The organism is Bacillus sp. FSL P4-0248 (assembly GCF_038593305.1).
GTDB classification, from domain to species: Bacteria; Bacillota; Bacilli; order Bacillales; family Bacillaceae; genus Bacillus; species Bacillus safensis.
Window position 1 is genome coordinate 1,201,877 of record NZ_CP151983.1, and the last position, 23,406, is coordinate 1,225,282.

General features: G+C 44.2%; 23 protein-coding genes. 20 read left to right on the forward strand and 3 right to left on the reverse strand.

The genetic code is table 11. The features are described 5' to 3' along the window. The first annotated feature begins 7 nt into the window (after positions 1–7). The 6 genes from NST65_RS06045 to NST65_RS06070 all read left to right on the forward strand — a co-directional run bounded on the left by NST65_RS06045 (position 8) and on the right by NST65_RS06070 (position 5,661). Positions 8–1,333 carry a dihydrolipoamide acetyltransferase family protein gene (locus tag NST65_RS06045; RefSeq protein ID WP_034281480.1) on the forward strand — a complete coding sequence of 442 codons (1,326 nt, stop codon included), beginning with the start codon at positions 8–10 and terminating at the stop codon, positions 1,331–1,333. 12 nt (positions 1,334–1,345) lie between these two features. Beyond that, the gene (gene lpdA / locus NST65_RS06050) at positions 1,346–2,728 is read left to right on the forward strand and encodes a dihydrolipoyl dehydrogenase (protein ID WP_024426784.1); all 1,383 of its coding nucleotides are present in this window, start codon (positions 1,346–1,348) and stop codon (positions 2,726–2,728) included. A 25-nt stretch (positions 2,729–2,753) separates the two neighbouring features. Continuing rightward, complete coding sequence (locus tag NST65_RS06055; protein WP_258521777.1) at positions 2,754–3,455, forward strand: SDR family NAD(P)-dependent oxidoreductase; 702 nt, start codon at positions 2,754–2,756, stop codon at positions 3,453–3,455. Then, a complete protein-coding gene (locus NST65_RS06060; protein ID WP_111927267.1) occupies positions 3,433–4,218 on the forward strand; it encodes an SDR family oxidoreductase in 786 nt (261 codons plus the stop codon). The genes NST65_RS06055 and NST65_RS06060 overlap by 23 nt, the downstream gene beginning before the upstream one ends. Before the next feature lie 93 nt (positions 4,219–4,311). Further along, positions 4,312–5,268 (forward strand): sugar-binding transcriptional regulator, encoded by a 957-nt coding sequence (locus NST65_RS06065; RefSeq protein ID WP_024424944.1) that lies wholly within the window; start codon positions 4,312–4,314, stop codon positions 5,266–5,268. A gap of 63 nt (positions 5,269–5,331) precedes the next feature. Continuing rightward, a complete protein-coding gene (locus tag NST65_RS06070) occupies positions 5,332–5,661 on the forward strand; it encodes a bh protein (protein WP_034281483.1) in 330 nt (109 codons plus the stop codon). Positions 5,662–5,787: 126 nt separating this feature from the next. Here the strand turns inward: NST65_RS06070 and NST65_RS06075 are convergent, their stop codons facing one another. Further along, a complete protein-coding gene (locus NST65_RS06075) occupies positions 5,788–7,113 on the reverse strand; it encodes an amino acid permease (protein ID WP_034281484.1) in 1,326 nt (441 codons plus the stop codon). Between the two features lie 329 nt (positions 7,114–7,442). Here NST65_RS06075 and NST65_RS06080 point away from each other — a divergent pair, with 329 nt between their 5' ends. Continuing rightward, a complete protein-coding gene (locus tag NST65_RS06080; protein ID WP_034281485.1) occupies positions 7,443–8,399 on the forward strand; it encodes a ring-cleaving dioxygenase in 957 nt (318 codons plus the stop codon). A 32-nt stretch (positions 8,400–8,431) separates the two neighbouring features. Here the strand turns inward: NST65_RS06080 and NST65_RS06085 are convergent, their stop codons facing one another. After that, positions 8,432–9,721, reverse strand: a complete 1,290-nt coding sequence (locus NST65_RS06085; RefSeq protein WP_034281486.1) for a trypsin-like peptidase domain-containing protein — start codon at positions 9,719–9,721, stop codon at positions 8,432–8,434. 168 nt (positions 9,722–9,889) lie between these two features. Between NST65_RS06085 and proG the strand changes: the two genes are divergently transcribed. The 10 genes from proG (at position 9,890) to NST65_RS06135 (ending at position 20,488) form a co-directional block, all read left to right on the forward strand. After that, on the forward strand, positions 9,890–10,714 hold the full coding sequence (gene proG / locus NST65_RS06090; RefSeq protein WP_034281487.1) for a pyrroline-5-carboxylate reductase ProG: 825 nt from the start codon (positions 9,890–9,892) through the stop codon (positions 10,712–10,714). A 189-nt stretch (positions 10,715–10,903) separates the two neighbouring features. Next, positions 10,904–11,728, forward strand: a complete 825-nt coding sequence (locus NST65_RS06095) for a M55 family metallopeptidase (protein ID WP_034281488.1) — start codon at positions 10,904–10,906, stop codon at positions 11,726–11,728. An 18-nt stretch (positions 11,729–11,746) separates the two neighbouring features. Then, complete coding sequence (locus NST65_RS06100) at positions 11,747–12,682, forward strand: ABC transporter permease (RefSeq protein ID WP_034281489.1); 936 nt, start codon at positions 11,747–11,749, stop codon at positions 12,680–12,682. Next, a complete protein-coding gene (locus tag NST65_RS06105) occupies positions 12,679–13,641 on the forward strand; it encodes an ABC transporter permease (protein WP_034281490.1) in 963 nt (320 codons plus the stop codon). The genes NST65_RS06100 and NST65_RS06105 overlap by 4 nt, the downstream gene beginning before the upstream one ends. 6 nt (positions 13,642–13,647) lie before the next feature. Further along, entirely contained in the window at positions 13,648–14,658 is a 1,011-nt protein-coding gene (locus NST65_RS06110; protein ID WP_034281491.1) for an ABC transporter ATP-binding protein, read from the forward strand. Next, positions 14,658–16,280 carry a peptide ABC transporter substrate-binding protein gene (locus tag NST65_RS06115; RefSeq protein ID WP_034281492.1) on the forward strand — a complete coding sequence of 541 codons (1,623 nt, stop codon included), beginning with the start codon at positions 14,658–14,660 and terminating at the stop codon, positions 16,278–16,280. The genes NST65_RS06110 and NST65_RS06115 overlap by 1 nt, the downstream gene beginning before the upstream one ends. Positions 16,281–16,595: 315 nt before the next feature. Beyond that, positions 16,596–17,537 carry an LD-carboxypeptidase gene (locus tag NST65_RS06120; RefSeq protein ID WP_034281493.1) on the forward strand — a complete coding sequence of 314 codons (942 nt, stop codon included), beginning with the start codon at positions 16,596–16,598 and terminating at the stop codon, positions 17,535–17,537. Beyond that, positions 17,534–18,613, forward strand: coding sequence for a dipeptide epimerase (locus NST65_RS06125; RefSeq protein WP_034281494.1), 1,080 nt, complete (start codon positions 17,534–17,536; stop codon positions 18,611–18,613). Before NST65_RS06120 ends, NST65_RS06125 begins: the two co-directional genes overlap by 4 nt. Continuing rightward, on the forward strand, positions 18,613–19,530 hold the full coding sequence (locus tag NST65_RS06130) for an NlpC/P60 family protein (RefSeq protein ID WP_034281495.1): 918 nt from the start codon (positions 18,613–18,615) through the stop codon (positions 19,528–19,530). The genes NST65_RS06125 and NST65_RS06130 overlap by 1 nt, the downstream gene beginning before the upstream one ends. Further along, positions 19,520–20,488: an oligopeptide/dipeptide ABC transporter ATP-binding protein gene (locus NST65_RS06135; RefSeq protein WP_034281496.1), complete on the forward strand. Its 969-nt coding sequence runs from the start codon at positions 19,520–19,522 to the stop codon at positions 20,486–20,488. The genes NST65_RS06130 and NST65_RS06135 overlap by 11 nt, the downstream gene beginning before the upstream one ends. 39 nt (positions 20,489–20,527) lie before the next feature. Here the strand turns inward: NST65_RS06135 and NST65_RS06140 are convergent, their stop codons facing one another. Then, on the reverse strand, positions 20,528–21,409 hold the full coding sequence (locus tag NST65_RS06140; protein WP_034281497.1) for a dimethylarginine dimethylaminohydrolase family protein: 882 nt from the start codon (positions 21,407–21,409) through the stop codon (positions 20,528–20,530). A 179-nt stretch (positions 21,410–21,588) separates the two neighbouring features. Between NST65_RS06140 and NST65_RS06145 the strand changes: the two genes are divergently transcribed. The 3 genes from NST65_RS06145 (at position 21,589) to NST65_RS06155 (ending at position 23,314) form a co-directional block, all read left to right on the forward strand. Beyond that, complete coding sequence (locus NST65_RS06145; RefSeq protein WP_008346212.1) at positions 21,589–22,110, forward strand: acyl-CoA thioesterase; 522 nt, start codon at positions 21,589–21,591, stop codon at positions 22,108–22,110. Between the two features lie 114 nt (positions 22,111–22,224). Then, the gene (locus NST65_RS06150; protein ID WP_034281498.1) at positions 22,225–22,551 is read left to right on the forward strand and encodes a PadR family transcriptional regulator; all 327 of its coding nucleotides are present in this window, start codon (positions 22,225–22,227) and stop codon (positions 22,549–22,551) included. A gap of 4 nt (positions 22,552–22,555) precedes the next feature. Beyond that, positions 22,556–23,314 (forward strand): NADH dehydrogenase, encoded by a 759-nt coding sequence (locus NST65_RS06155; RefSeq protein ID WP_034281499.1) that lies wholly within the window; start codon positions 22,556–22,558, stop codon positions 23,312–23,314. Positions 23,315–23,406 lie beyond the last annotated feature (92 nt).

The window sequence follows — 23,406 nt, forward strand, 5'->3', positions numbered from 1 at the left end:
GAAGATCATGCCAAAAGAGATATTTATGCCGAAGCTGAGCAGTACGATGGAAGTCGGCACCTTGCTTCAATGGTTTAAAGAAGAAGGAGATTCGGTTGAAATCGGTGAGCCTCTTTTTGAAATTATGACAGACAAGATCAATATTGAGGTGGAAGCCTATGATGATGGTATTTTTCTAAAGAAATATTATGAAGCCGATGATCAAATTCCAGTCAATGCTGTCATTGGATACATCGGAGAGGCAAATGAACAGGTGCCAAGCGAACCGCCAGCACAATCAGATGAAGATTCACCAGACAGCAGCGAATCGTCTTCATCAGAAGCGGCTTCATCCAGTTCTACTGAAGCCCCAAAAACACCTAATGAAAAAGTACGTGCCACACCTGCGGCGAGAAAAACGGCAAAAGATCATCATGTAGCGATTCATGAGGTATCTGGCACAGGACCTAAAGGCAGAGTTCAAAAGCGTGACGTCGAGGCGGCCGTCCACTCTAGTGAGAAAGATCAGCGCGTGTCACCGCTTGCAGAAAAAGTGGCTGCTCGTGAAGGAATCAATTTAGCGAATGTTGCTGGATCTGGTGCACACGGAAAAATTATGAAGAGTGATGTAACGGCAGCAGCTGCACAAACAGTAGAGTCTTCTCCAGCGAAAACACAAAAACTAGCTGGCATGAGAAAAGTGATTGCTGACCGCATGTCACAAAGTGCCTTTACAGCACCACACGTGACATTAACAAGTGAAATCGATATGACAAAAGCGAAAGAAGTACGCAAACAGCTATTGCCAGCGATTGAAAAAGAGACAGGCTACAGACTGTCGTTCACAGAAATTATCATTCATGCGGTCAGCAACGTACTCACACGCCACCCGCATATCAATATGACGTTTGAACAAAATGAGCTCCATTTCCATGATGATGTGCACATTGGTCTCGCTGTCGCTGTAAAAGATGGCTTAATGGTTCCAGTCATTTCTCATGCGAACCAAAAAGGGTTAAAACAGCTGACAAAAGAGGCGAAAGAAATCGGCCGAAACGCACGTGACCAAAAACTGCTGCCAGACCAGCTGAAAGGGTCCACTTTTACCATTAGTAACTTAGGGATGTATGCCATTGATACCTTTACCCCGATTATTAATCAGCCGGAAGTGGCGATCTTAGGGGTTGGGCGCATTCAAGAAAAACCTGTTGTAGTAGATGGAGAAATTCAGGTGCGGCCGATGATGGGCGTTAGTTTATCGTTTGATCACCGAGTGGTAGATGGCGCACCAGCGGCTGCCTTTTTAACAGATCTTAAAAAAGTGCTTGAACAACCATTTGAATTGCTAATGTAGGAGATGAATCGGATGACGAAAACGTATGATCTGACAGTCATTGGCGGAGGGCCTGGCGGGTATACTGCCGCCCTTCAAGCAGCTGAGCGTGGACGGAAGGTCGCATTGATTGAAGAGGATTTTCTAGGCGGTACTTGTTTAAATCGAGGCTGTATTCCTTCAAAGACGCTGCTCAAACATGCAGAAGTCATTGAATCAATTGAGAAGGCGAAAAGCTGGGGAATTGAAACAGGTGATTTGGTCCTTTCCTTCGATAAAATGAGAAAGCGCAAAGATGACGTCATTGAAAAGCTCAGAGGCGGAATTGCCTTTTTATTAAAGCAAGGAAAGATTGATGTATATAACGGCAGAGGTACAGCTGTTACAAAGCACCGGATTGAGATTGAAAAGCAAGATGGGGCAGAATCGATCGAAACGAAAGAACTCATCATTGCTACTGGATCTTCACCTGCCATTCCGCCAATACCGGGCCTTAAAGACATTCAATTTGACACAAGTGATACAATCTTTGACATTCCAGATATTCCGGCTTCTGTCGTCATCATTGGCGGCGGTGTCATTGGACTTGAGCTGGCTTGTATCTTCCAGAGTCTTCAATCAAAAGTCACGATTATCGAAGCGGCTCCGTCTATTATTCCGCAAGAGGATGAGGAAGCATCTAAGCTGCTAGAAAGAGAATTAAAGAAAAAAGGCATCCATATCGCGAAAAAAACCACTGTGACAGAGGTGACGGAAAGCGAAGGAATCAAAGCGGTTCATGCATCAGACGATAAAGGAGAGACGCATATCTTTACGGCTGAAAGACTGCTTGTTTGTGTAGGAAGAAGACCTAGCGTTTCTGCTGTCAGCCAGCTTGACCTTCAGTTGGATGGTCCTTTTATCAAGGTGAACGACAAGATGCAGACAAGCGTGGAAGGTGTCTATGCAGTTGGGGATGTCGCTGGCGGCTATCAGCTTGCTCACGCAGCGATGGCAGAGGCCGCTGTTGCGGTCAGTAATATTTGCGGTGTGTCTGAAAAAATAAATGCTGATATCATGCCTAGATGTATTTATACATTACCAGAGGTAGCAAGTGTTGGTCTAACTGAAAAAGAGGCAAAAGCCAAAGGACTTAACGTGCGGGCAGAACGATTTGATTTAGCAGCAAGTGGTAAAGCACTAGCGGCAGGCGAGCAAACAGGTTTTATTAAATTGGTATACGATACAGCCTATGGTGAAGTGATTGGCGCGACGATGGTTGGCCCGCACGTCACAGAGATGATTTCAGAAGCTTCCTCCTTTATGTATTTAGAAGGAACAGCAGAAGAGATGGCGAAAATGATTCATCCGCATCCGACCATCTCAGAAGGTTTTTACGAAGCAGCACTTGATATCGTGAGTAAGCTGAGAAAATAAATGCCAAACAAGGGATAGGGAGGAGATGCATGTGCACGTCCAGCTTCATCAGAAAGCGGCACTTGTGACAGGTAGCACAGATGGATTTGGAGAAGCCATCTGCCTGGCTTTAGCCCGGGCAGGTGCACATGTTTTTTTACACACGTTTCATGATGAATTAAAGGCTAAAACCATTCGTGAAGACATTCAAAAAATGGGCGGTCAAGCGAGTATCATTCAGAACCCGCTGGAAACGCCGCGTGATGCCACACAGATGCTGAGGCAAGTGATTGATACATGCGGTAAACTGGATATTTTGGTCAATCAAGCTGAACAAGGAGCGGACGCAGAGCTTGATGACGTGAGCCCAGATGAGTGGGTGGATGAAGTGGAATCGGCTGTGAATACCGTCTTTCTTTCCAGTCAGGCTGCCGTATGGCATATGGTTGATCAGAAGCAAGGCTGCATCATTAATATATCGTCATCAGGCAGTATCACAGGGGATGGCGGGATCTCACATGCTACATCAAATTCTATGCTGAATGCCATGACAAAAGGGTTAGCAAGAGAATTTAAAGACAAAGGTATCCGGGTGCTTGCGCTGCTGCCGCCGCCTCTCGATTTGGTTCCTGATACAGAGCAAATCAAGGAGACTGTGGCCCATATGACGGTGTTTCTCAGTACATCCTATGGTGCATTTACAGATGGCGCGGCGATTATGCTTGATGGGGGTGAGAGTGCTGGCTAATGTTCAAAAACCAGTTCTCATCGTTGGCGGAGCCCAAGGGATCGGAAAAGAAATTGCTGAGCGGTTTTTAAAAGAAGGGCACCAAGTCGCCGTGTCAGATATAGACGAAAAGGGACTTTCGCTCTTAAAGACACAGTATCCTCAGCTACTGATATTTCAAGCTGACGTTTCATCGTGGGAAAGTGTTCAGCAAATGATATCAGCAGCTGAAAGGGAGCTGGGCGGTATTGCTCACCTTGTGTATTCAGCAGGAATGACAAAATCACTGCCTTTTTTAGAAGTCGATTTTTCACTTTGGAAAAAGACACTTGCTGTGAACTTATATGGTCTTTACTATTGCATCAAAGCGCTGGCACCCTATATGTGTGAGCGGGAGGAAGGCAGTGTTGTCATTATTGGATCGGGATCGGCAATCACCGGATCAGGCGGCGGTATTCAATATTATGCATCAAAAGCAGGGGCTTTTGGATTGATGCGTTCGCTCGTAAAAGAACTAGGCTCGCATCATATACGCATCAATGTGATTGCCCCCCGCGTAATTGAATCTCAAATGCTTGATACGCTCTATCCTACTGTAGAGGAGAAACGGCAGCTGCAATCACTCATTCCCATCGGAAGATTAGGAAAGCCTGAGGATATTGCAGGACTCACTTTATTTCTCACACGTGGCGAGGGGAGTTATTTGCACGGACAAATGATCCTGTTAGACGGAGGGAGAACGTATCAGCCGAAATATACTGAGGGAAAAAGAGCGGAGAGTTAATCGCTCTTTTTGTCATTTTCATAACAATTGTTCCAATTGGAAACGAATGTTTGGTATACTGGTAATCATAGTATATTAAAAGGATGATGTCACATGCTGAATTGGGAAGAAAGACGACAGCTCGTCAAAGTTGCTCATCTTTATTATACAGACGGGTGGACGCAGCAGGAAATTGCAAAAAAGCTCAATGTCTCAAGACCAGTCATTTCAAAGCTCTTACAAAAAGCGAAAGATGTGGGAATCGTTGAAGTGTACATTAAAGACGAAAGCATTCATACGGTGGAACTTGAAAAGCAGCTAGAAACAACCTTTCAATTAACAGATGCGGTCGTGGTCCCAAGTGTCGGGACAATGTCTGAGATGGTGAAGCGGGCAGTCGGTCAAGCAGGCGCCTATTATTTGTCTAAAAACATGAAAAATGCGGAGAAAATCGGCATTTCATGGGGGACGACGCTTGCTGAGCTTGTAAAAGAATATCCGTTTGAACGAAGAAACGATGTGAAGGTCATTCCTTTAGAGGGTGGAATGGGCAGGCAGGCGGTCGACATTCATGCCAATCAGCTGGCATATGAGCTGGCAAAGAAAATGAACGGCACGTGTTCCTATTTATATGCCCCTGCGATTTTAGAAACAGAAGAATTAAAAGAACGGCTTATGGCGATGCAGGACATAGAAGCTGTGCTTGAAGAAGGCAGAAATGTGGATATTGCCCTCATCGGTATTGGCAACCCGCATAAAGGGTCAACTTTAAAAACAGTCGGTTATTTAAAAGAAGAGGACTTATCTGGTTTAAGGCAATCAGGGGCTGTCGGTGATATTGGCTTTCGTTTCTTTGATGGAGAAGGAAAACCTGTCCAAGATGAACTAAATCAAAAGGTCATTGGCTTATCGCTGGAACAATTAAAGAGCGTCAAAACGGTCATCGCTGTTGTAGAAGGAACCCATAAAGCTGAGAGCATTTTAGGGGCTTTAAATGGCGGCTTCATCCAAGTACTGGTGACAGACGAACTAACGGCGGCAGCCATTTTAAAGGAAGCATCCGTTCAATAAAAGACTGGCAGCGTTCGAATGGTATAACAAGAGCAACATCAAACGAGAAAGGAGCTGTGTATCTTGAAGCAAACCGAAATGGAAGCAAACCTACACTGTACTCGGTGCCAAGAAGAGACCCTCCACAGCATCGTTTATGTGAATGATCAGATGAAAAGCGTTGAGTGTACAGAGTGTCATCAAAAGATCAGTGTGCAAGTCGACATCATGAAGGAATTTTACAAGGAAGTATACGAGAAAATAGCGACAAAGCCAAAGCGGATCACGCAGGAATATAAGTCGAACCTGAATGGATTTATCTCAAGACTCCCAATCCGCGTGCTTAGTAAGCCATACCGGCTCATGAGATATTTAAACGAATCATACAAAGTGATCAAACAATATAAAAAATGAAGCAGAGACCGTTTAGCACTCTGCTTCAGCCTGTAGGCAAGTCAGTCCTCCGCTCCGATACTCGTCTTTCCTAGACTGCAAAGGTTTCTATTACGCTGAGAAGAAGGAAAAAAAGCAGAGCACCGTTTAGTGCTCTGCTTTTTTTTGTGTTTTTTTCATATAATAATAAATAGGCAGTCCAGCCATCCCGATCAGCATGGAGATCAGGCAGCTTTTCCAATCGGTGATCATGGTGCTGATTAAAACGAATAATGAACCGATAATCGCAATGATCGGTGTCAGCGGGTAAAGTGGTACACTGTAAGCACGCTTCATTCCGCTGTTTTGTTTTCTCAGCTTAAAGACGGCGAAAAAGGCCATCACATAAAAGATGTAGATCATGAAAATCGAGACCTCAGACAGCTTCTCCGGATTACTGACGATCATAAACACAATGGCGATCAAAATTTGCACAAATACAGCGATCCAAGGTGTTTTAAACGTTGGGTGAATCCGCGAAATCGCGTTGGCGAAAGGAATCTGCTTTCGTTCTGCCATCGCAAAAATCACACGTGGGAATGAAAGAACCTTTCCGTTCAAACAGCCAAAGATGCTGATGATGATCCCAATACTAATGATTTTCCCGCCAATTGGCCCAAAGAGCATGGTAGCAGCAGTGCTTGTCGCATTTTCACCTAACTGGACGATTTGATCAGCTGGCAGCACGTGCAAAAGTGCGACATTAATAAAGAGATAACAAGCCGTCACGATTAAAATTCCGCCTGCCATCGCGCGAGGAAGCAGTTTCTCAGGGTTTTTCATTTCACCCCCAAGCGCCGCAAGTAAAATCCAGCCATCATAAGCAAACAGCGTAGCCAAAATCGCTGCACCGAAGTTCATTTGAGCGATGCTATCGTTGACAGCCATCAAAATATTTTCGTTTCCTTTCCATAAGCCAAACACAATAATAGCGGCAATCGGGACAAGCTTTCCAATGGTGGTCAGCCCTTGAACAAAACCGCCGTATTTTGTTCCCATGATGTTAATGATACATAAAAATAAAACGGTGATAATGCCGATCGTTGTAGACCATAAAGTCGAAAGAGAAAATAGATTGGCTAATAATGAACCAAAATAAAGACCAAGTGCACCAATGATGGCGGGTCCGTAAATAATAATCTGCACCCAGCCGCATAAGTAGCCCCAAAATTCACCATACACTTCTTCAAGATAGGCGTACAAACCGCCGGTTCTCGGGATTTGTGTACCAATTTCAGCGACAGTCAGTCCGCCTGCAAGGGTTAAGATGCCACCTAGCAGCCAAGCGAATAAGGCGATGTCTGAGCTTCCTGAATAGGAAAGGACGTTGCCTGGCTTCATAAAGACGCCGGACCCGATAATCGTCCCGATGACAAGAGATAGGGCGAAAAATAAGCCGATGTCCTGTTTTAACGCTGGTTGTTCTTTGTTCATTACACACGACCTCCTGCATCACTTTCGTACGTTACTGTGACATGTATTTTGTTCATTGTAATACGATTTTAGGAAAACAAGAATTAAAAAAATTTTCTGATTTTCGTATTTGTATTTGAAAGTGTTCGTTTATTGGAGATATTAGGGTGAATGTTGCGTTAAAAACGAACTATAAAAGATTATTTTTGATTTAATGTTAATTTAATGACCGGAAACCGAACATCCAGTTAACGTGCAGCCAAATGGTTGACTTTTCTTGAAAAATGAACTATTTTATTCATAAGGATATTATCTCGAATTCGAGATAATTTAAAATAGGAGTGAAAATAATGAAAATCAATGGGATTCACCACGTATCTGCGTTAACAGCCAATGCTCAGAAAAATGTTAATTTCTACCGCCAAATCCTTGGCTTAAAACTTGTAAAGAAAACAGTCAATCAGGATGACCCGTCTATGTATCACTTGTTTTATGGAGATGAGGTCGCTTCACCAGGAACGGAGCTAACATTCTTTGAAATTCCAATGCTTGCCCGCCGTTTGAAAGGGACGAATGCGATCACAAGCACAGGCCTTCTCGTTTCTTCTGAAGAGGCACTCACGTTTTGGGAAAAGCGGTTTGAAGATAAAGGCGTGCAGCAAGAAACAGCTTCCTTGAGAGGCGGAAGACCTGCTTTGCGTTTTAAAGACCCAGAAGGGCAGCAGCTGTTTTTAACAGTAGAACCGAATGCAAAAGAGCAAGGCTCACCGCCAGTGCATGATGATATTCCGGCAGAGTTTGCGATTAGAGGTTTAGGTCCAGTTGAATTAACCGTTGCAGAAGCTGACAAGACGATCCGTGTTTTAACGGACATCCTTGGCTTCACTGAAAGAGCACGTGAACAATCAAATGATGGTGAGATCGTGACCATTTTTGAGTCAGGAAATGGGGGTGCTGGAACAGAAATTCATGTGATCGAAAAAACAGAAGGGCCTTCTGAACGTTCCGGCAGAGGAAGTGTGCATCACGTCGCATTTCGTGTGAAGGATGCAGAGGAGCTTGAAAAATGGTATGAAAAAATCTCAAAAGCAGGCTTCACGAACTCTGGTGTTGTAGAACGTTTTTACTTTAAAGCTCTTTACTTTAGAGAGCCAAATGGTATTTTATTTGAAATTTCAACAGATGGCCCTGGATTTACAGTCGATGAAGGGGTGGATGAGCTTGGCGATCAATTAGCCCTTCCGCCGTTCCTAGAGCATAAACGAGCAGAAATTGAACAAAGATTAACGCCAATTCAGTCGTCATAAAAAAACAGCTCATCAACTGAGCTGTTTTTTTATTAGGAACTGACCTGCTTAGATTCAGATTGTGTTAATGTGACCTGCTTTGTTTCTTGTTTTCCGTTTCGAATGAGGGTGATGCTCACGGTGTCTCCTACTTTTGCATTCGTGTATAGCTCATGACGTAATTCACTGCCAGTTTTGATTTGTTTCCCATTGATGCCGGTAATGACATCCTCTGACTTTAAGCCAGCTTTGGCGGCAGGTGAACCTGCGGCGATATCTTTGACATACACGCCTTGATTGAGCTGACTGGTTTTGAGTCCGAGAGTTTCTTTTTGATACACATTTGGAACTTGTTCGAGATCCAGCATGCTGATGCCGATATATGGACGTTCAATTTTTCCTTTTGCGAGAAGCTGATCAGCGATTGGTTTGACATCATTGATTGGCAGTGCGAACCCAATGCCTTCAACACCTGTTTCAGAGATTTTCATACTCGTGATCCCCACAACCTTTCCGTCTGTCGTCAGAAGCGGGCCTCCGCTGTTTCCTGGGTTAATGGCTGCATCTGTTTGAATAACATTAATGCTGCTTTCGCCTGCTGATGTGTTCATAGAGACTGTTCGGTCGACGCCGCTGACAATTCCTTGTGTCACCGTTCTTGAAAGATCTTCACCAAGCGGGTTTCCGATCGCAATGACGGTTTCTCCAGCACGCAGTGAGGAGGAATTGCCTAATGCCGCAACCTTCGTCACATGATTGCTGCTAATTTCCACAACGGCTAAGTCAGTGAGCGGATCAGCTCCAACCAGTTTTCCTTCAATGGTTTTGCTATCGTGTAAGGATACGGTTAGTTTATTTGCCCCGTCAATGACGTGGTTGTTTGTTAAGACATAGGCTTTATTGCCTGATTTTTTGAAAATCACTCCTGAGCCTGTACCGGTTTCTTCCTCTTGACTGCTTTTGTTTTGCTGTGATTCATCGAAAGGCGTATTGAAATCGCCAAAGCTCGTGTCTGTTTGAGTTTGTGCTTGGTAGTTTGTAATGCCGACAATAGCTGGTGATACATTTTCGACCATACTGGAGATGCTGCTTGATGAATTTGATGTTTGGACGGCTGTTGTTTTTGACGAATTCGTGTGATTTGTCGATACTGCTTCAGTTTTCGCTGCCGAATCATTTGCAGTGCTGTCTGATGAATGCTGAGCATATGGCGAAAGAACGTAGACACCTAAAGCTAATGTACCGCCTACAACACCGCTGACAAATGGCTTAAACCAGCCGTTTGGCTTTTTCTGTTTTTGAGGTTGTTCAATTGTTTGTTTGTCATCTTTGTGCTGTGTCATTTCAATCACTCTCTTTCAATGATTTTTTCATGTATGTGTTTGGGTGTTTTACCGTATGTGGTGGGGACTGACTTTATCGTATGAAAAAAGTGTGGGATAAAAATGAAAACATTGTGGGAAATTGTTAAAATAAGTAGTGAATCTAAGCAAGATAGAGGAGATTAAACTGTGGAGACAATTGGAATCATTGGATATGGAAGTATGGCTGATATGATGGTGCAAAAGTGGCTGGAAAATGGGGTGCTGGATGCTCATCAAATCATGATCCATACAAGAAGTGAAACGGAGCGCCTTCATCAGCTCAAAGAAAAGCACCAAGAAGTCAACATTTGTTCATTAGACGAACTTTCTGCGTCATGTGATATATTGTTTGTCTGCGTGCCGCCGCTTGCAGTACTTGATGTTCTGGATCAGCTGCCTTCTCAAGCGAGAGCGGTACATATTGTGTCAGTAGCAGCAGCTGTGACATTAGAAAAGTTACAGGCGCATACAACACAGCCAGTGTCTAGATACATCCCAACACTCACGTCAGCTGTTGGGACGGGCGTATCACTTGTTGCGCATGGTGCAGCAGCAGGAAGCGAGGAAAAGGAGCGTTTGCACCGTCTGCTTTCAGCTTTTAGCATCGTCAGGGAAGTAGGGGAAGACCGGTTTGATGCGGCGAGCAATTTGACAAGCTCATCTCCTGGTTTTATCGCTGCTCTTTTTGAAGAAATGGCGAAAGCGGCTGTGAGAAATAGTGATCTTTCCTTAGAGGAAGCGAATGAATTTTTAACGTATGCCCTTTTAGGTACTGGCCAGATCCTCGTAGAGCGAGGCCTAACCTTTGCTGAAACTGTCGATAGAGTGGCGACAAAAGGGGGAATTACAGGAGAAGGTGCTGAGGTCATTCAACAGCAGGCACCTCAGATGTTTGATGATTTATTTACACAAACCATGAAGAAATATGAACAGCTGAAATCGCAGATCAACGAAGCGGATAAACACCACTAAAGGCATAGTTAGTGGTGTTTTATTTGTTAAAAAAATCCTTTCTAAAAAAGCCTTTTGACCTGTATTATCTGAGTCTAAACTCCTTATTTTCGGACATTGTATTGAAAAATCAATCAAGTTCTCATATAATTTTTTAGAAAATTTAGAAAAATATACACAAATTTTATGTTTAATTAAAGGGGGATGGGAATGAAGCTCTATGTATCTGTCGATATGGAGGGGATTACTGGTCTAGCTGATCATACATTTGTTGATTCGCGCCAGCATAACTATGAGCGGGGCAGACGCATTATGACAGGTGAAGTGAATGCTTGTGTAGAAGCGCTTCTTCAGCATGGTGCCACCGACATTTTGGTGAATGACAGTCATTCTAAAATGAATAATCTTTTGATCGAAGAACTGCATGAAGAGGCAGTTCTCATATCAGGTGACGTAAAGCCTTATTCAATGGTGCAAGGATTGGATCAAACCTATGATGCAGCTGTTTTCTTAGGTTATCATGCAAGGGCATCAATGAAAGGTGTGATGTCGCACAGTATGATTTTTGGTGTCAGACATTTTTACATAAATGATCATCCAATTGGGGAAATGGGCTTTAATGCGTATGTTGCAGGCTACTATGGTGTGCCGGTGATTCTTGTTTGCGGGGATGATCAAGCAGCACGTGAGGCAGAAAAGCTGATGCCTGGTGTGAAAACAGTGGCAGTGAAAGAAACCATCTCAAGATCTGCTGTGAAATGCTTACCTCCTGCCAAAGTGAATAAACAAATCTCGCAGCAAGTGGAAGCCGCGATGAAACAGATTGATCAAATGAAGCCGCTGACGCCTCCTGATCAGCCGCTGCTTAAGATTGAGTTTGCCAATTATGGACAAGCTGAATGGGCGAATTTAATGCCGGGTACTGCCATCATAGAAGGAACAACGACGGTGACGTACCAAGCAGACAATATATTAGAAGCCTATCAAGCGATGCTTGTCATGACAGAGCTTGCCGCACGTACAACATTTTGTTAAGTGAGGGGGAGACAGCAGATGGCCAGCTTTTTGTTCAAGCGTTTTATTGCGATGATTGCTACGATCTTAACGATTACGACTTTAACGTTTATTTTAATGAAGGTCATCCCAGGATCGCCTTTCAATGAAGAACGAAATACAAACGAAACCGTCCAGCGAAACCTCGAAAGCTACTATCACTTAGACGAACCACTCTATGTTCAATATGTCATCTATTTAAAATCCATTGTTACCTTTGATTTTGGTCCTTCCATTAAAAAGCCTTCTGAAAGTGTCAATGATCTATTGGCGAGAGGCTTCCCAGTCTCATTAGAACTTGGTCTTATCTCGATATTGATTGCTGTCATCTCTGGCATCCTGCTAGGGGTCATGGCTGCCCTCCGGCATAATGGTTTAATTGATTACATCGCCATGACCATTGCAGTTTTCGGTATATCCATTCCAAACTTTATCTTTGCTACCCTATTAATTCAGCAGCTTGCTGTCAATTTGAAGCTCTTTCCTACAGCGATGTGGACAAGTCCAATGCATATGGTGCTGCCTACAATCGCCCTTGCTGTCGGCCCAATGGCCATTATCGCCAGGTTAACGAGATCGAGCATGATTGAAGTGCTGTCACAAGACTATATCCGTACGGCCAAAGCAAAAGGGCTTTCTCCCTTTAAAATTGTATTTAAGCATGCGCTTCGGAATGCACTTTTACCCGTTGTAACCATTCTTGGAACACTTGTCGCAAGTATTTTAACAGGAAGTTTTGTCATTGAAAAAATCTTTGCTATTCCTGGGATGGGAAAATACTTTGTCGAGAGTATTAACAACCGTGATTATCCTGTCATCATGGGAACCACTGTTTTTTACAGCATTATTTTAATCACACTTCTCTTCATTGTCGATGTGGCGTATCGTCTCCTTGATCCGAGGATTCAGCTGCATCAGAAAGGAGGAAAGGCATGAGTATACACCTTCAGCATGATCCACCGAACAGGCATCCTGAAGTGCCAGACGAATGGTTTTCTCCACGAGAGCAAAAGAAAACAGAAGCCCATGCCATTAAAAGACCCTCTCTTTCCTATTGGGCTGATACATGGAGGCGGCTGAAGCAAAATAAGCTTGCGATGTTTAGCCTATCGGTTCTGATTTTTCTTTTTGTCATGGCAGTCTTAGGCCCATTGCTTGCACCAAATAGTGTGACAGAGCAGCGTCTTTCGATGCAAAATCTGCCGCCCTCGGCTGCTCACTGGTTTGGAACAGATGAGCTTGGACGAGATGTGTTCACACGCACTTGGTACGGAGCCCGTATTTCATTATTTGTGGGTGTCATGGCAGCCCTGATTGATTTTGCCATCGGTGTGATTTATGGGGGCATAGCGGGCTATAAGGGAGGCAAATACGACCATGTCATGATGAGAATTGTCGAGGTGCTCTACGGACTTCCTTATTTACTCGTCGTCATTTTATTGATGGTGCTCATGGGGCCAGGGCTTGTCACCATTATTGTAGCGCTCACTGTCACCGGATGGATTGGAATGGCAAGAATTGTGAGAGGTCAGGTTCTTCAGCTGAAAAGCCAGGAATATGTGCTTGCCTCAAAAACCTTTGGTGCCAAAAGCCTGCGGATCATTCGCCGCAACCTGCTGCCGAATACGATGGGGCCGATTATCGTCCAAATGACCCTGACTGTACCGACCGCGATATTTGCTGAAGCGTTCCTAAGCTTTCTCGGTTTAGGTATTCAAGCCCCGTTTGCAAGCTGGGGCGTGATGGCTAATGACGCTTTGCCGACTGTGCTGTCAGATAATGGACATTGGTGGCGTTTATTTTTCCCTGCATTTTTTATTTCACTCACGATGTTTTGCTTTAACAATTTAGGTGATGGCTTGCAAGATGCGCTTGATCCAAAGATGAAGAGGTGAAGCGCTTTGAAAAAAGTTCTACAAATTATCGATCTGCACGTCAGTTTTCGGACATACGGCGGTTCAGTTCAAGCAGTACGCGGAGTGAATGTCGATGTATATGAAAAAGAAACCCTCGCCATTGTGGGAGAATCAGGCTGCGGAAAAAGTGTGACATCACAAAGCATTATGAGGCTTCTGCCTGCATACAGCGCGCAAGTCGATCAGGGAGAAATCTGGTTTCAAGACCGCAACTTGCTGTCATTATCTGAAAAAGAAATGCGCGCCATACGAGGCGTGGATATTTCGATGATCTTCCAAGATCCGATGACAGCACTCAACCCAACCTTGACAATAGGAGATCAGCTGATGGAGGCGGCGAAGGAGCATCAAAAGCTGACGAAAAAAGAAGTGAAAGAAGCCGCCATACAGATGCTTGATTTGGTTGGTATTCCGCAGCCAAAGGAGAGACTAAAGCAATATCCGCACCAATTCAGCGGGGGAATGAGGCAGCGGCTCATGATTGCCATGGCACTGATTTGTGAGCCAAAGGTGCTGATCGCAGATGAACCGACGACCGCGCTGGATGTGACCATACAGGCACAAATTTTAGAGCTGTTTAAAGAGATTCAGAGGAAAACAGGGGTTACCATTATCTTAATCACACACGACTTAGGGGTCGTAGCCCAAGTTGCCGACCGGGTAGCGGTCATGTACGGAGGGAAAATGGTTGAAACTGGAACAAGGCAGGATATTTTTTACAGTCCGCAGCATCCTTATACAAAAGGGCTCCTGCAATCCGTTCCAAGACTTGATATGAAAGATGAACTGATTCCGATTGAAGGAAGCCCGCCTGATTTATTTGCACCGCCAAAGGGCTGTCCGTATACCGATCGCTGCCCGGCTGCCATGAAAGTGTGTGATCATATCATGCCGCACGAAACGCAGCGGTCACCTACTCATACAGTGCATTGCTGGCTTCAGGATGAGCGAGCGAACCAAGCGATGTTATCTGCAACACAAAGGGGGAGTTTTTGATGAGGAAAAAAGGGTGGATCATCAGTATTTGTTTGTTTATCATCATACTGCTCGCTGGATGTACAGCCAATGAGCAAGCAGGTAAAGGATCATCAAGCAATAAGGATGAAAAGAAAGTATTAACCTTAAATAACGAAAACGAACCGACGTCATTTGACCCGCCGATTGGTTTTAATAATGTATCGTGGCAAGGTCTGAATAACTTAATGGAGGGATTAACAAGACTGAACGAAAAGCACGAACCATCTCCTGCAATGGCGGAAAAATGGGAGATTTCAGAGGATGGAAAAACATACACATTTCATTTAAGAGACGGCATCAAGTGGTCGAATGGTGACCCAGTGAAAGCGAGTGACTTTGAATATGCGTGGAAGCGTCTGCTTGATCCGAAAACAGGCTCATCTGCATCCTTCTTAGCATACATGATTGAAGGCGGAGAGGCATTTAACAGCGGAAAAGGAAAGAAAGAGGATGTAAAAGTCAGTGCTGAAAATGACAAAACGCTAAAGGTCACACTGGCATACCCGCAGAAATCGTTCTTAAATATGACCGCAAACCCTGCCTTTTTCCCTGTCAATGAGAAGGTAGCAGAGAAGGATCCAAACTGGGCAAAGGATGCCAAAACCTTTGTTGGGAATGGACCGTTTCAGCTGACACAATGGAAGCATGATGAGAGCTTCACTATGGAAAAAAGTGAGACGTATTGGGACAAAAAAACAGTCAAGCTGGATCAGGTAAAGTGGCTGATGATCAGTGATCGAAACACTGATTATCAAATGTATCAATCGGGAGATTTGGACACTGCCTTTGTCCCAGCAGAACAAAGTGAAAATTTGCTGAAAAATAAAGACGTACAAATTGAAGATCAGGCCGGACTGTTCTTTTATCGTCTGAATGTGAACATGGAACCTTTTCAAAATAAGAACATTCGCAAAGCCTTTCAAATGGCGATCAACCCGCAAGATATCGTGGATTATGTCACGAAGAATAAAGAGAAGCCTGCCCGCGCCTTCGTTTCACCGGGGATTTTAGATTCAAAGGGTGATGATTTCAGAGAAGCTGGCGGCGATCTTGTCAAACAAGATACGAGTGAAGCTGCGAAGCTATTAGAAAAAGGGCTGAAAGAAGAAAACTATTCAAAGCTGCCGCCCGTCACATTAACATATAGCACAAAGCCTGAGAATAAGAAAAAAGCTGAAGCCATCCAGCAGCAATTAAAAGAAGCGCTGGGTGTGGACGTGAAGCTTGCAAACATGGAAGCCAATGTATTTGCAGAAGATCAAAAGGCGCTGAAATTCCAATTCTCGCAAAGTTCATTTTTAGCAGACTATGCAGATCCGATCAATTTCCTAGAGAGCTTCCAAACAGGGAATGCGATGAACCGGACTGGATGGTCAAACGACACCTATGATCAGCTGATTAAAAAGGCAAGCCAGGAAGCAGATGAACAAAAAAGAAACAGCATCCTTCATGATGCAGAGGCACTTCTCATTGAAGAAGCACCGATCATTCCAATTCATTTTTATAACCAAGTGCATTTGCAAAAAGAGGGCGTGAAGGGAATTGTCCGCCACCCTGTTGGGTATATCGATTTGAAATGGGCACAAGTAGATGGAGAGTAATTGAAGGAAAAGAGGAACACGGACGCTTTGAACAAAAGCGTCTCAGCGCGCGGACAAACCCTCGCATTCTTTGTCAGTCCTGCGCTCGGTACTCACGAATGTCAAATTCGCTCCGCTCCGATGCTCGTCCTTCCTAGGGCTGCAAAGGTTTTCAGGTCACGCTGAATAGAAGACAAAGGGCTAAAATAAAGATCATTTTAGCTCTTTGTCAACAATATGGGACGCTTTGAACAAAAGCGTCTGTTCCTTTATTTGTTCATGTTATGGAGAAGATGCCCATAGATTGTAAGAAATAAAGAGAAAGAGGGGATTGGCATGAACCAGCTGCCAGCGGCGCTTCAAACAGGGGATACGGTGGGGGTTATCGCACCAGCAAGCCCGCCTGATGAATTGAAATTAGCAAAAGGGATTGCCTTTTTAGAAAGCCTTGGGCTGAAGGTGAAAAAAGGGAAGTATCTTGATTCCCGGTACGGATATTTAGCAGGTCGTGATCATGAAAGAGTGGAAGATCTTCATGGCATGTTTCAAGATCCAGAAGTCAAAGCGGTTATTTGTGCCTGCGGAGGGTACGGAACTGGAAGACTTGCGGAAGTCATTGACTATGATCTCATTCGCCGGAATCCAAAAATCTTTTGGGGTTATAGTGACATTACGTTTTTACATACGGCCATCCAGCAGCAGACGGGTCTTGTGACTTTTCATGGTCCAATGCTTTCCTCTGATGTGGGACTTGAAGAGGTCCATCCGTATACGAAGGATACCTTTTTGCAGCTGTTCACGCCGAAGGCCTTTACGTATTCGCATCACTTGTCACCTCTTCATACCTTCTACCCCGGCACCGCTTCAGGGGACATCATAGGAGGGAATCTTGCCCTCATCGTGACAACACTTGGCACACCTTTTGAAATTGATACGAAGGGAAAGCTGTTGTTCATTGAAGATATTGACGAAGAGCCTTATAAAATCGATCGCATGATGCAGCATCTCACCTCTGCTGGAAAATTGGATGATGCGGCTGGATTCATCATTGGCGATTTTCATCAATGTGAACCAAAAAAGAAAGACCAGTCCTTAACGTTGGAACAGCTATGGGAAACCTATATTGTGCCGCAAAAGAAACCTGCACTTGGCGGCTTTCGGATCGGTCATTCATCACCGAACTTTGCCATTCCGATGGGCGTGCAGGCTGCACTAGATGCGGCAGGGAAGAAACTGCACATTTCTCCAGGCGTTGCAGCGAAAGAGGCGATTAAATGAAAATTGTGGATGTTCGTACATGCAGAACGAGTGTACCGCTAAAAAAGCCTTTCAAAACCGCTTTAAGAACGGTGTATGACGCAGCATCTCTGATCGTCATCATCACATATGATCAAGGTGACGTCAGCTACGGAGAGGCAGTTCCCACATCGGTGATTACAGGAGAAACGCTGGAAAGCATCGACTATGCCATCTGTGAAGTGATCAGACCCATTTTGCTCGGGGCTTCCTTGGCAGAGTATGAACAAATCTTTTCTGCTATGAACCGCGTGCTCGCAAGCAACACAAGCGCAAAGGCTGCAATCGATATGGCCATTTATGATGGCTTAGCAAAGCAGGCAGGACTTCCGCTTTATCAATACCTTGGCGGATATCGTCATCAGCTCGAAACCGACTATACGGTCAGTGTAAACCGGCCGCTTGAGATGGCGGAAGATGCGAAGCAATACGCAGCCGAAGGCTTTCAGACGTTAAAGGTTAAAGTAGGAAAAGATGATATACACACGGATATTCAGCGGATCAAGCGGATTCGAGAAAAAGTCGGTCCGGATATTCAGATCAGGCTCGACGCCAATCAGGGCTGGACGTGGAAGGAAGCGATCACAGCCATTCGAAAAATGGAAGCGCTGAATATTGAACTAGTAGAACAGCCAGTGCCGAAAGAAGATATTGAAGGGCTGCGCCGTGTGACAGAAGCAACTGAAACACTGATTATGGCAGACGAAAGCATTTTCAGTTTTCATGATGCCATTAGGGTGCTTGAAACGAGAAGCTGCGATCTGATCAATTTAAAATTAATGAAATCAGGCGGCATAAAAGAAGCATTAAAAATCAATGCCCTAGCCGAAGCATACGGTGTTCAGTGCATGGTTGGCAGTATGATTGAGTCAAAGCTTGGCATTACAGCTGCGGCACATTTCGCCGCAAGCCAGCCGAATATCACCCGCTGCGATTTTGATGCCCCGCTTATGCTGAAAGAGGACTTGATAGACGGAGGAATCGTGTACAAAGGAAAAGACATATTTTTACCGCTGCATCATGGGTTAGGCATTCAAGGGGTGAAAGGAGTCTCATGATGATATACGAATCAAAGGTTCCAGTCGCTAACGTATGGACAGCGCCGCATTCGCCGAGAGAAATCGATCAGAAGGTACTTCAGGACTCCATCAACATCAAAGAGTGGATTGACCAGCAAACATATGAAGAAAAGCTGGCTTTATGTGAAGAAAATTTGATTCAATCTCAAATACTGCTCGGCGAACGAGTGATTGGATTAGAAGAGACAGATGGCTGGATAAAAGTCGTCATACCGCAGCAGGCCAGCCGGAAACATCCAGAAGGCTATCCAGGCTATATACCTGCTGAGCAATTAAACCAAGTAACTGAGGGAAGTGCGTCAGCTGTATCTCTTATCGTTTGTCAGAAAAAAGCCACGCTATATCAAAACGGGGAACCAGATATGGAGATTAGTTTTTTAACAGAGCTGGCAGCAGCCAAAGAAACTGATGATCAATTTCATGTTGTCACCCCAGTAGGAATAAGAGAAATCAACAAAGCGGATGTACGCCCAGGCTCACATGCTTTCTCTCTGATAGGCAAAGATGTCGTAGACGCAGGAAAACAATTTATAGGCCTTTCGTATTTATGGGGAGGCATGAGCAGCTTTGGCTATGATTGTTCAGGCTTTGCTTACAGCATGTACAAAGCGTGCGGATATCTTTTGCCGAGAGATGCAAGTGACCAAGCTGTTCAAGGAACGCCGGTTACATCAAGCCATTTAGAACAAGGCGACTTGCTGTTTTTTGCAAATGAAAACGGAAAAGGAGCGGTCCGCCATGTAGGGATCTACGCTGGGAACGGGATGATGCTTCATTCGCCCAAAACTGGCAGACAAATTGAGCTTCTCTCCCTTTCTGGCACTTCATATGAAAAGGAATGGGCAGGTGCAAGGCGGTATTTACCAAGCGAGAGGAGGAGCGATCATGACAGTTGAACCACTCTTACAAGTAAACAACCTTAAAAAACATTTTCATCTATCGAAAGGGAGAACCTTAAAAGCGCTGGATGGTGTCTCTTTTCAGCTGAAACAAGGAGAAACCTTTGGTCTCGTTGGTGAGTCTGGCTGCGGCAAATCCACACTTGGAAAAGTGCTCATGCGTCTTTATGAACCTACAGATGGTGAAGCCTTATATGAAGGGAAAAGTCTTCACCACCTTTCTAAAAAAGAATCATTTGATTTCAACCGGCAAATGCAAATGGTCTTTCAAGATCCGTATTCCTCGTTAAATCCAAGACTGTCAGTAAAAGATATTATGCTGGAGCCAATGGAGATTCATCAGCTTTATGGCAGTCAAAAGAAAAGGATTGCCCGCGTGAAAGATCTGCTTGAAGCGGTAGGATTAAGCTATGATTTTGCTACCCGCTATCCGCACGAATTTAGCGGGGGACAGAGGCAGAGAATCGGCATTGCAAGAGCACTTGCCTTAGCGCCAAAATTTATTGTGGCAGATGAGCCGATTTCTGCACTAGACGTCTCCGTCCAAGCGCAGGTCGTGAACCTGCTGAAAAAACTGCAAAAAGAGGAAGGATTAACTTTTCTTTTTATTGCACATGACTTGTCCATGGTGAAATATATTAGTGACCGGATCGGTGTCATGTATTTAGGTCATCTCGTCGAATTGACGACGAGTGATGCATTATATCAAACACCGCTTCACCCATATACACAAGCCTTGCTGTCTGCCATCCCCATTCCAGATCCTGACGTAGAGGACAAGCGCAAAAGGTTTATTTTAAAAGGAGAAATTCCAAGTCCAGTGAACCCGCCAAGCGGCTGTGTATTTCGAACACGATGTCCTGCCGCGATGGATGTGTGTGCTGAAAAAAAGCCGACATTACAAGCGGTGGAAGAAGGACATGAAGTCGCCTGTCATTTATACAATAGAAAATAGGACAAGCCCGATAAAAAGCCAGCAAGTAGACAAACTGTTCTACATGCTGGCTTTTTTAGTGGATGAACGCCGAATAGGCAATGTACAGCATCTGAAAGAGCCGCCAGATTTAATAATTTCCGAAAAGTCCACTTTAATAACGGTGTACCCGTGAGCGGTTAATAAAGCATTTGTTTCTTGGTTGCTGGGCAAGCTGATCACTTTTTTCTGACCAATGGATAAAACATTTGGTCCAAGTGTGAATTGCTCTTGTTCGCTGATTTCAATCAAATCATAATACGTTTTGAGCAGCTGGAGATCCTTTTGCTTGAACGCTTCAGGATAAATGATTATCTCGTCATGAGACAGAATATTCATCACACAATCAAGATGCAAAATGTGAGGAGGAAGGTGAATCGGAATGATGTCATGATCCGGCAGTTCCTTTTTTAGCTGGTAGATAGCGGCTGAACTAGTTCTTTTGCTCGTGCCAACAAACACACGCTTCTGATCCACAAGCACATCGCCGCCTTCAATCGTTCCGTCTGTCAAAGTGACAGCTGACCACCCTTTTGCGTGTGCCCATTCTTTTAGGTATTGTTCTTCCCCTTGCCGAACCGGAGCGGCCATACTTGAAACAAACAGTGTCTGTCCAATCGTAAACCCAATATCCCGAGTGAAGACTTGCTCAGGGAAGCGTTCATTCGCCGGGAGCAGGATAGGCCGTACTTGATGATCTTTAAGGGTTTGGATCAATTGCTTATGCTGAGCGACTGCTTTCATTTGAGAAATATTTTCTTTCGCAAAATGTTTCTGGGTTTCGTTAATAATTTGTTTGATTTCCATATAAATAGGACTGCATAAAAGAACTTCTTCTAAATCGTCGTATTCACTCATGCATTGCGGCATTTTGTATAATTGCTCTGCTCTCATAGAATCCATCAAATGGCCTCCTTGTTCATTCATAGTTCTATTATTCCTTCTTCTAGCCATGGTTGAAACATTTCCGAAAGAAAATCTCTCACATAAGACTAAAGCAAAAAGTTTAGACAAACCTAAAAGAATAGTGTTTAATAAAAGTCGTTCCGCATCCACGAAAACAGCAAGAAGGAGCTATGATGATGAGTGAAGAAAATTTCAAATACTGCAAGGAATCGAAAGTTGTTAAAACCAGCAGAGTATTCCCTCTCGATACGAATAACCACCAAACGTTATTTGGCGGGAAATTAATGAGTTATATAGATGACATTGCCTCCATCTCGGCAGCAAGACACAGCCGCAGTGAAACGGTCACAGCTTCAATGGATTCTGTTGACTTTTTAGAGCCGATTGGACAAAAGGAGTCAGTATGCTTGGAATCCTATGTCACATGGGTGGGCACGTCTTCTATGGAAGTGTTCGTCAAAGTCATTAAAGAAAACTTGATGTCTGGAGAGCGCAGACTCGCAGCGACTTCATTTCTGACATTTGTCTCATTAGATGAAAACGGAAAGCCTAAACGAGTCCCGCAGGTGATGCCGGAAACAGAGGAAGAAATCATGCTTCATCAAACAGCGAAGCAGCGGGCAGAGGAAAGAAAAAGCCGCCGAAAGCATAGTAAGGCGCTTGCTGACGCACTTGGGACAGATAAACCTTGGGCGTAAAAATCACCCTTTAAGCGGTGATTTTTTTCTGTACCAGTATCTTGCATGGCAAGATAGTGTATGATAAGATAAAGCTATCTTGTGATGCAAGGTACTGGAATCGGAGGAACAATCATGACAACATCCACACAAATGCTAAAAGGAATTTTAGAAGGCTGTCTGCTGTCGATTATTTCTGAGGGCGAAATTTATGGGTATGAAATGACGAAGAAGCTCGCGCATTATGGGTTTGATCAAATTAGTGAAGGCAGTATCTATCCGATTTTGCTGCGTATGCAAAAGGAACAGCTGGTGACCACCGTTACAAAAGCGTCAGCGAGCGGTCCGAAAAGGAAATACTATACGCTCACACAAGCGGGAGAACAAGCGCTCACAGAGTTTATTGACCGCTGGAATGAGCTTTCAAAAAATGTAAACCGCTTATTACAAAAAGGGAAGTGAGATTATGGTATCAAAAGAAACAAGACACATTCTACTAGAGCTGCAACTTTATCTCATATCAAAGGGAAAAAATCAGGATGAAATCGATGAGCTGATGGATGAACTGACAGCACATGCGGTTGAGGCTGAAAAAGACGGCAAAACAGGTGAGGATGTGTTCGGAGGAGATCCGCGGAGCTATGCTGATGAACTGGCAAAAGAGCTGTCAGAAAACCATAAAGACTGGGTGCCATTCGTCAGTGCTTTCTTAATTGGATCGCTTTTTTATATGATCTTATCAGATGCAATCAGCCAAAACTTATCCTATTCTTGGTTTGCTTTAATTGGATATCCGCTCGTTTTAGTGGCCAATGTCATCATGATCATTGTGATGTTTAGAGCGTCTGCCTTTCAAACAAGCAGCCGGGTATTTCTTTACTTTTGGATGTTAGGAATCTTTCAGCTGACAGCGATGGTGACAATCAAACTATTGGATCAAAAGGTCGGCACACCACTACTTGTCCTTACTTCTGGCCAGAGGTGGGGCGTCATTCTGCTCATGCTGCTATGCATCGTTGTATTCAATGCAATCTTAAAGGCGAATGTCGTTTCATTGATTCCGATTATCTTTTTCGGACCGCAGCTCATCTTCGAATGGATTGGCTGGACGTCACCAAGTGTGATTTTGCTGCAAAGTCTGCTATCTATTGTGATTTTAATAGGGCTTATGCTCATTGTCCTGCGCCGGGCAAATAAGAAAAATGAAAATATGAATGTAAACTGAGCACATCTCATACGATGTGCTTTTCTTTTTCTAAAAAAATGTAGAAATGGAATTGTGTTTTTCATTACAATGGGGAGAGGACAAAAATGAAA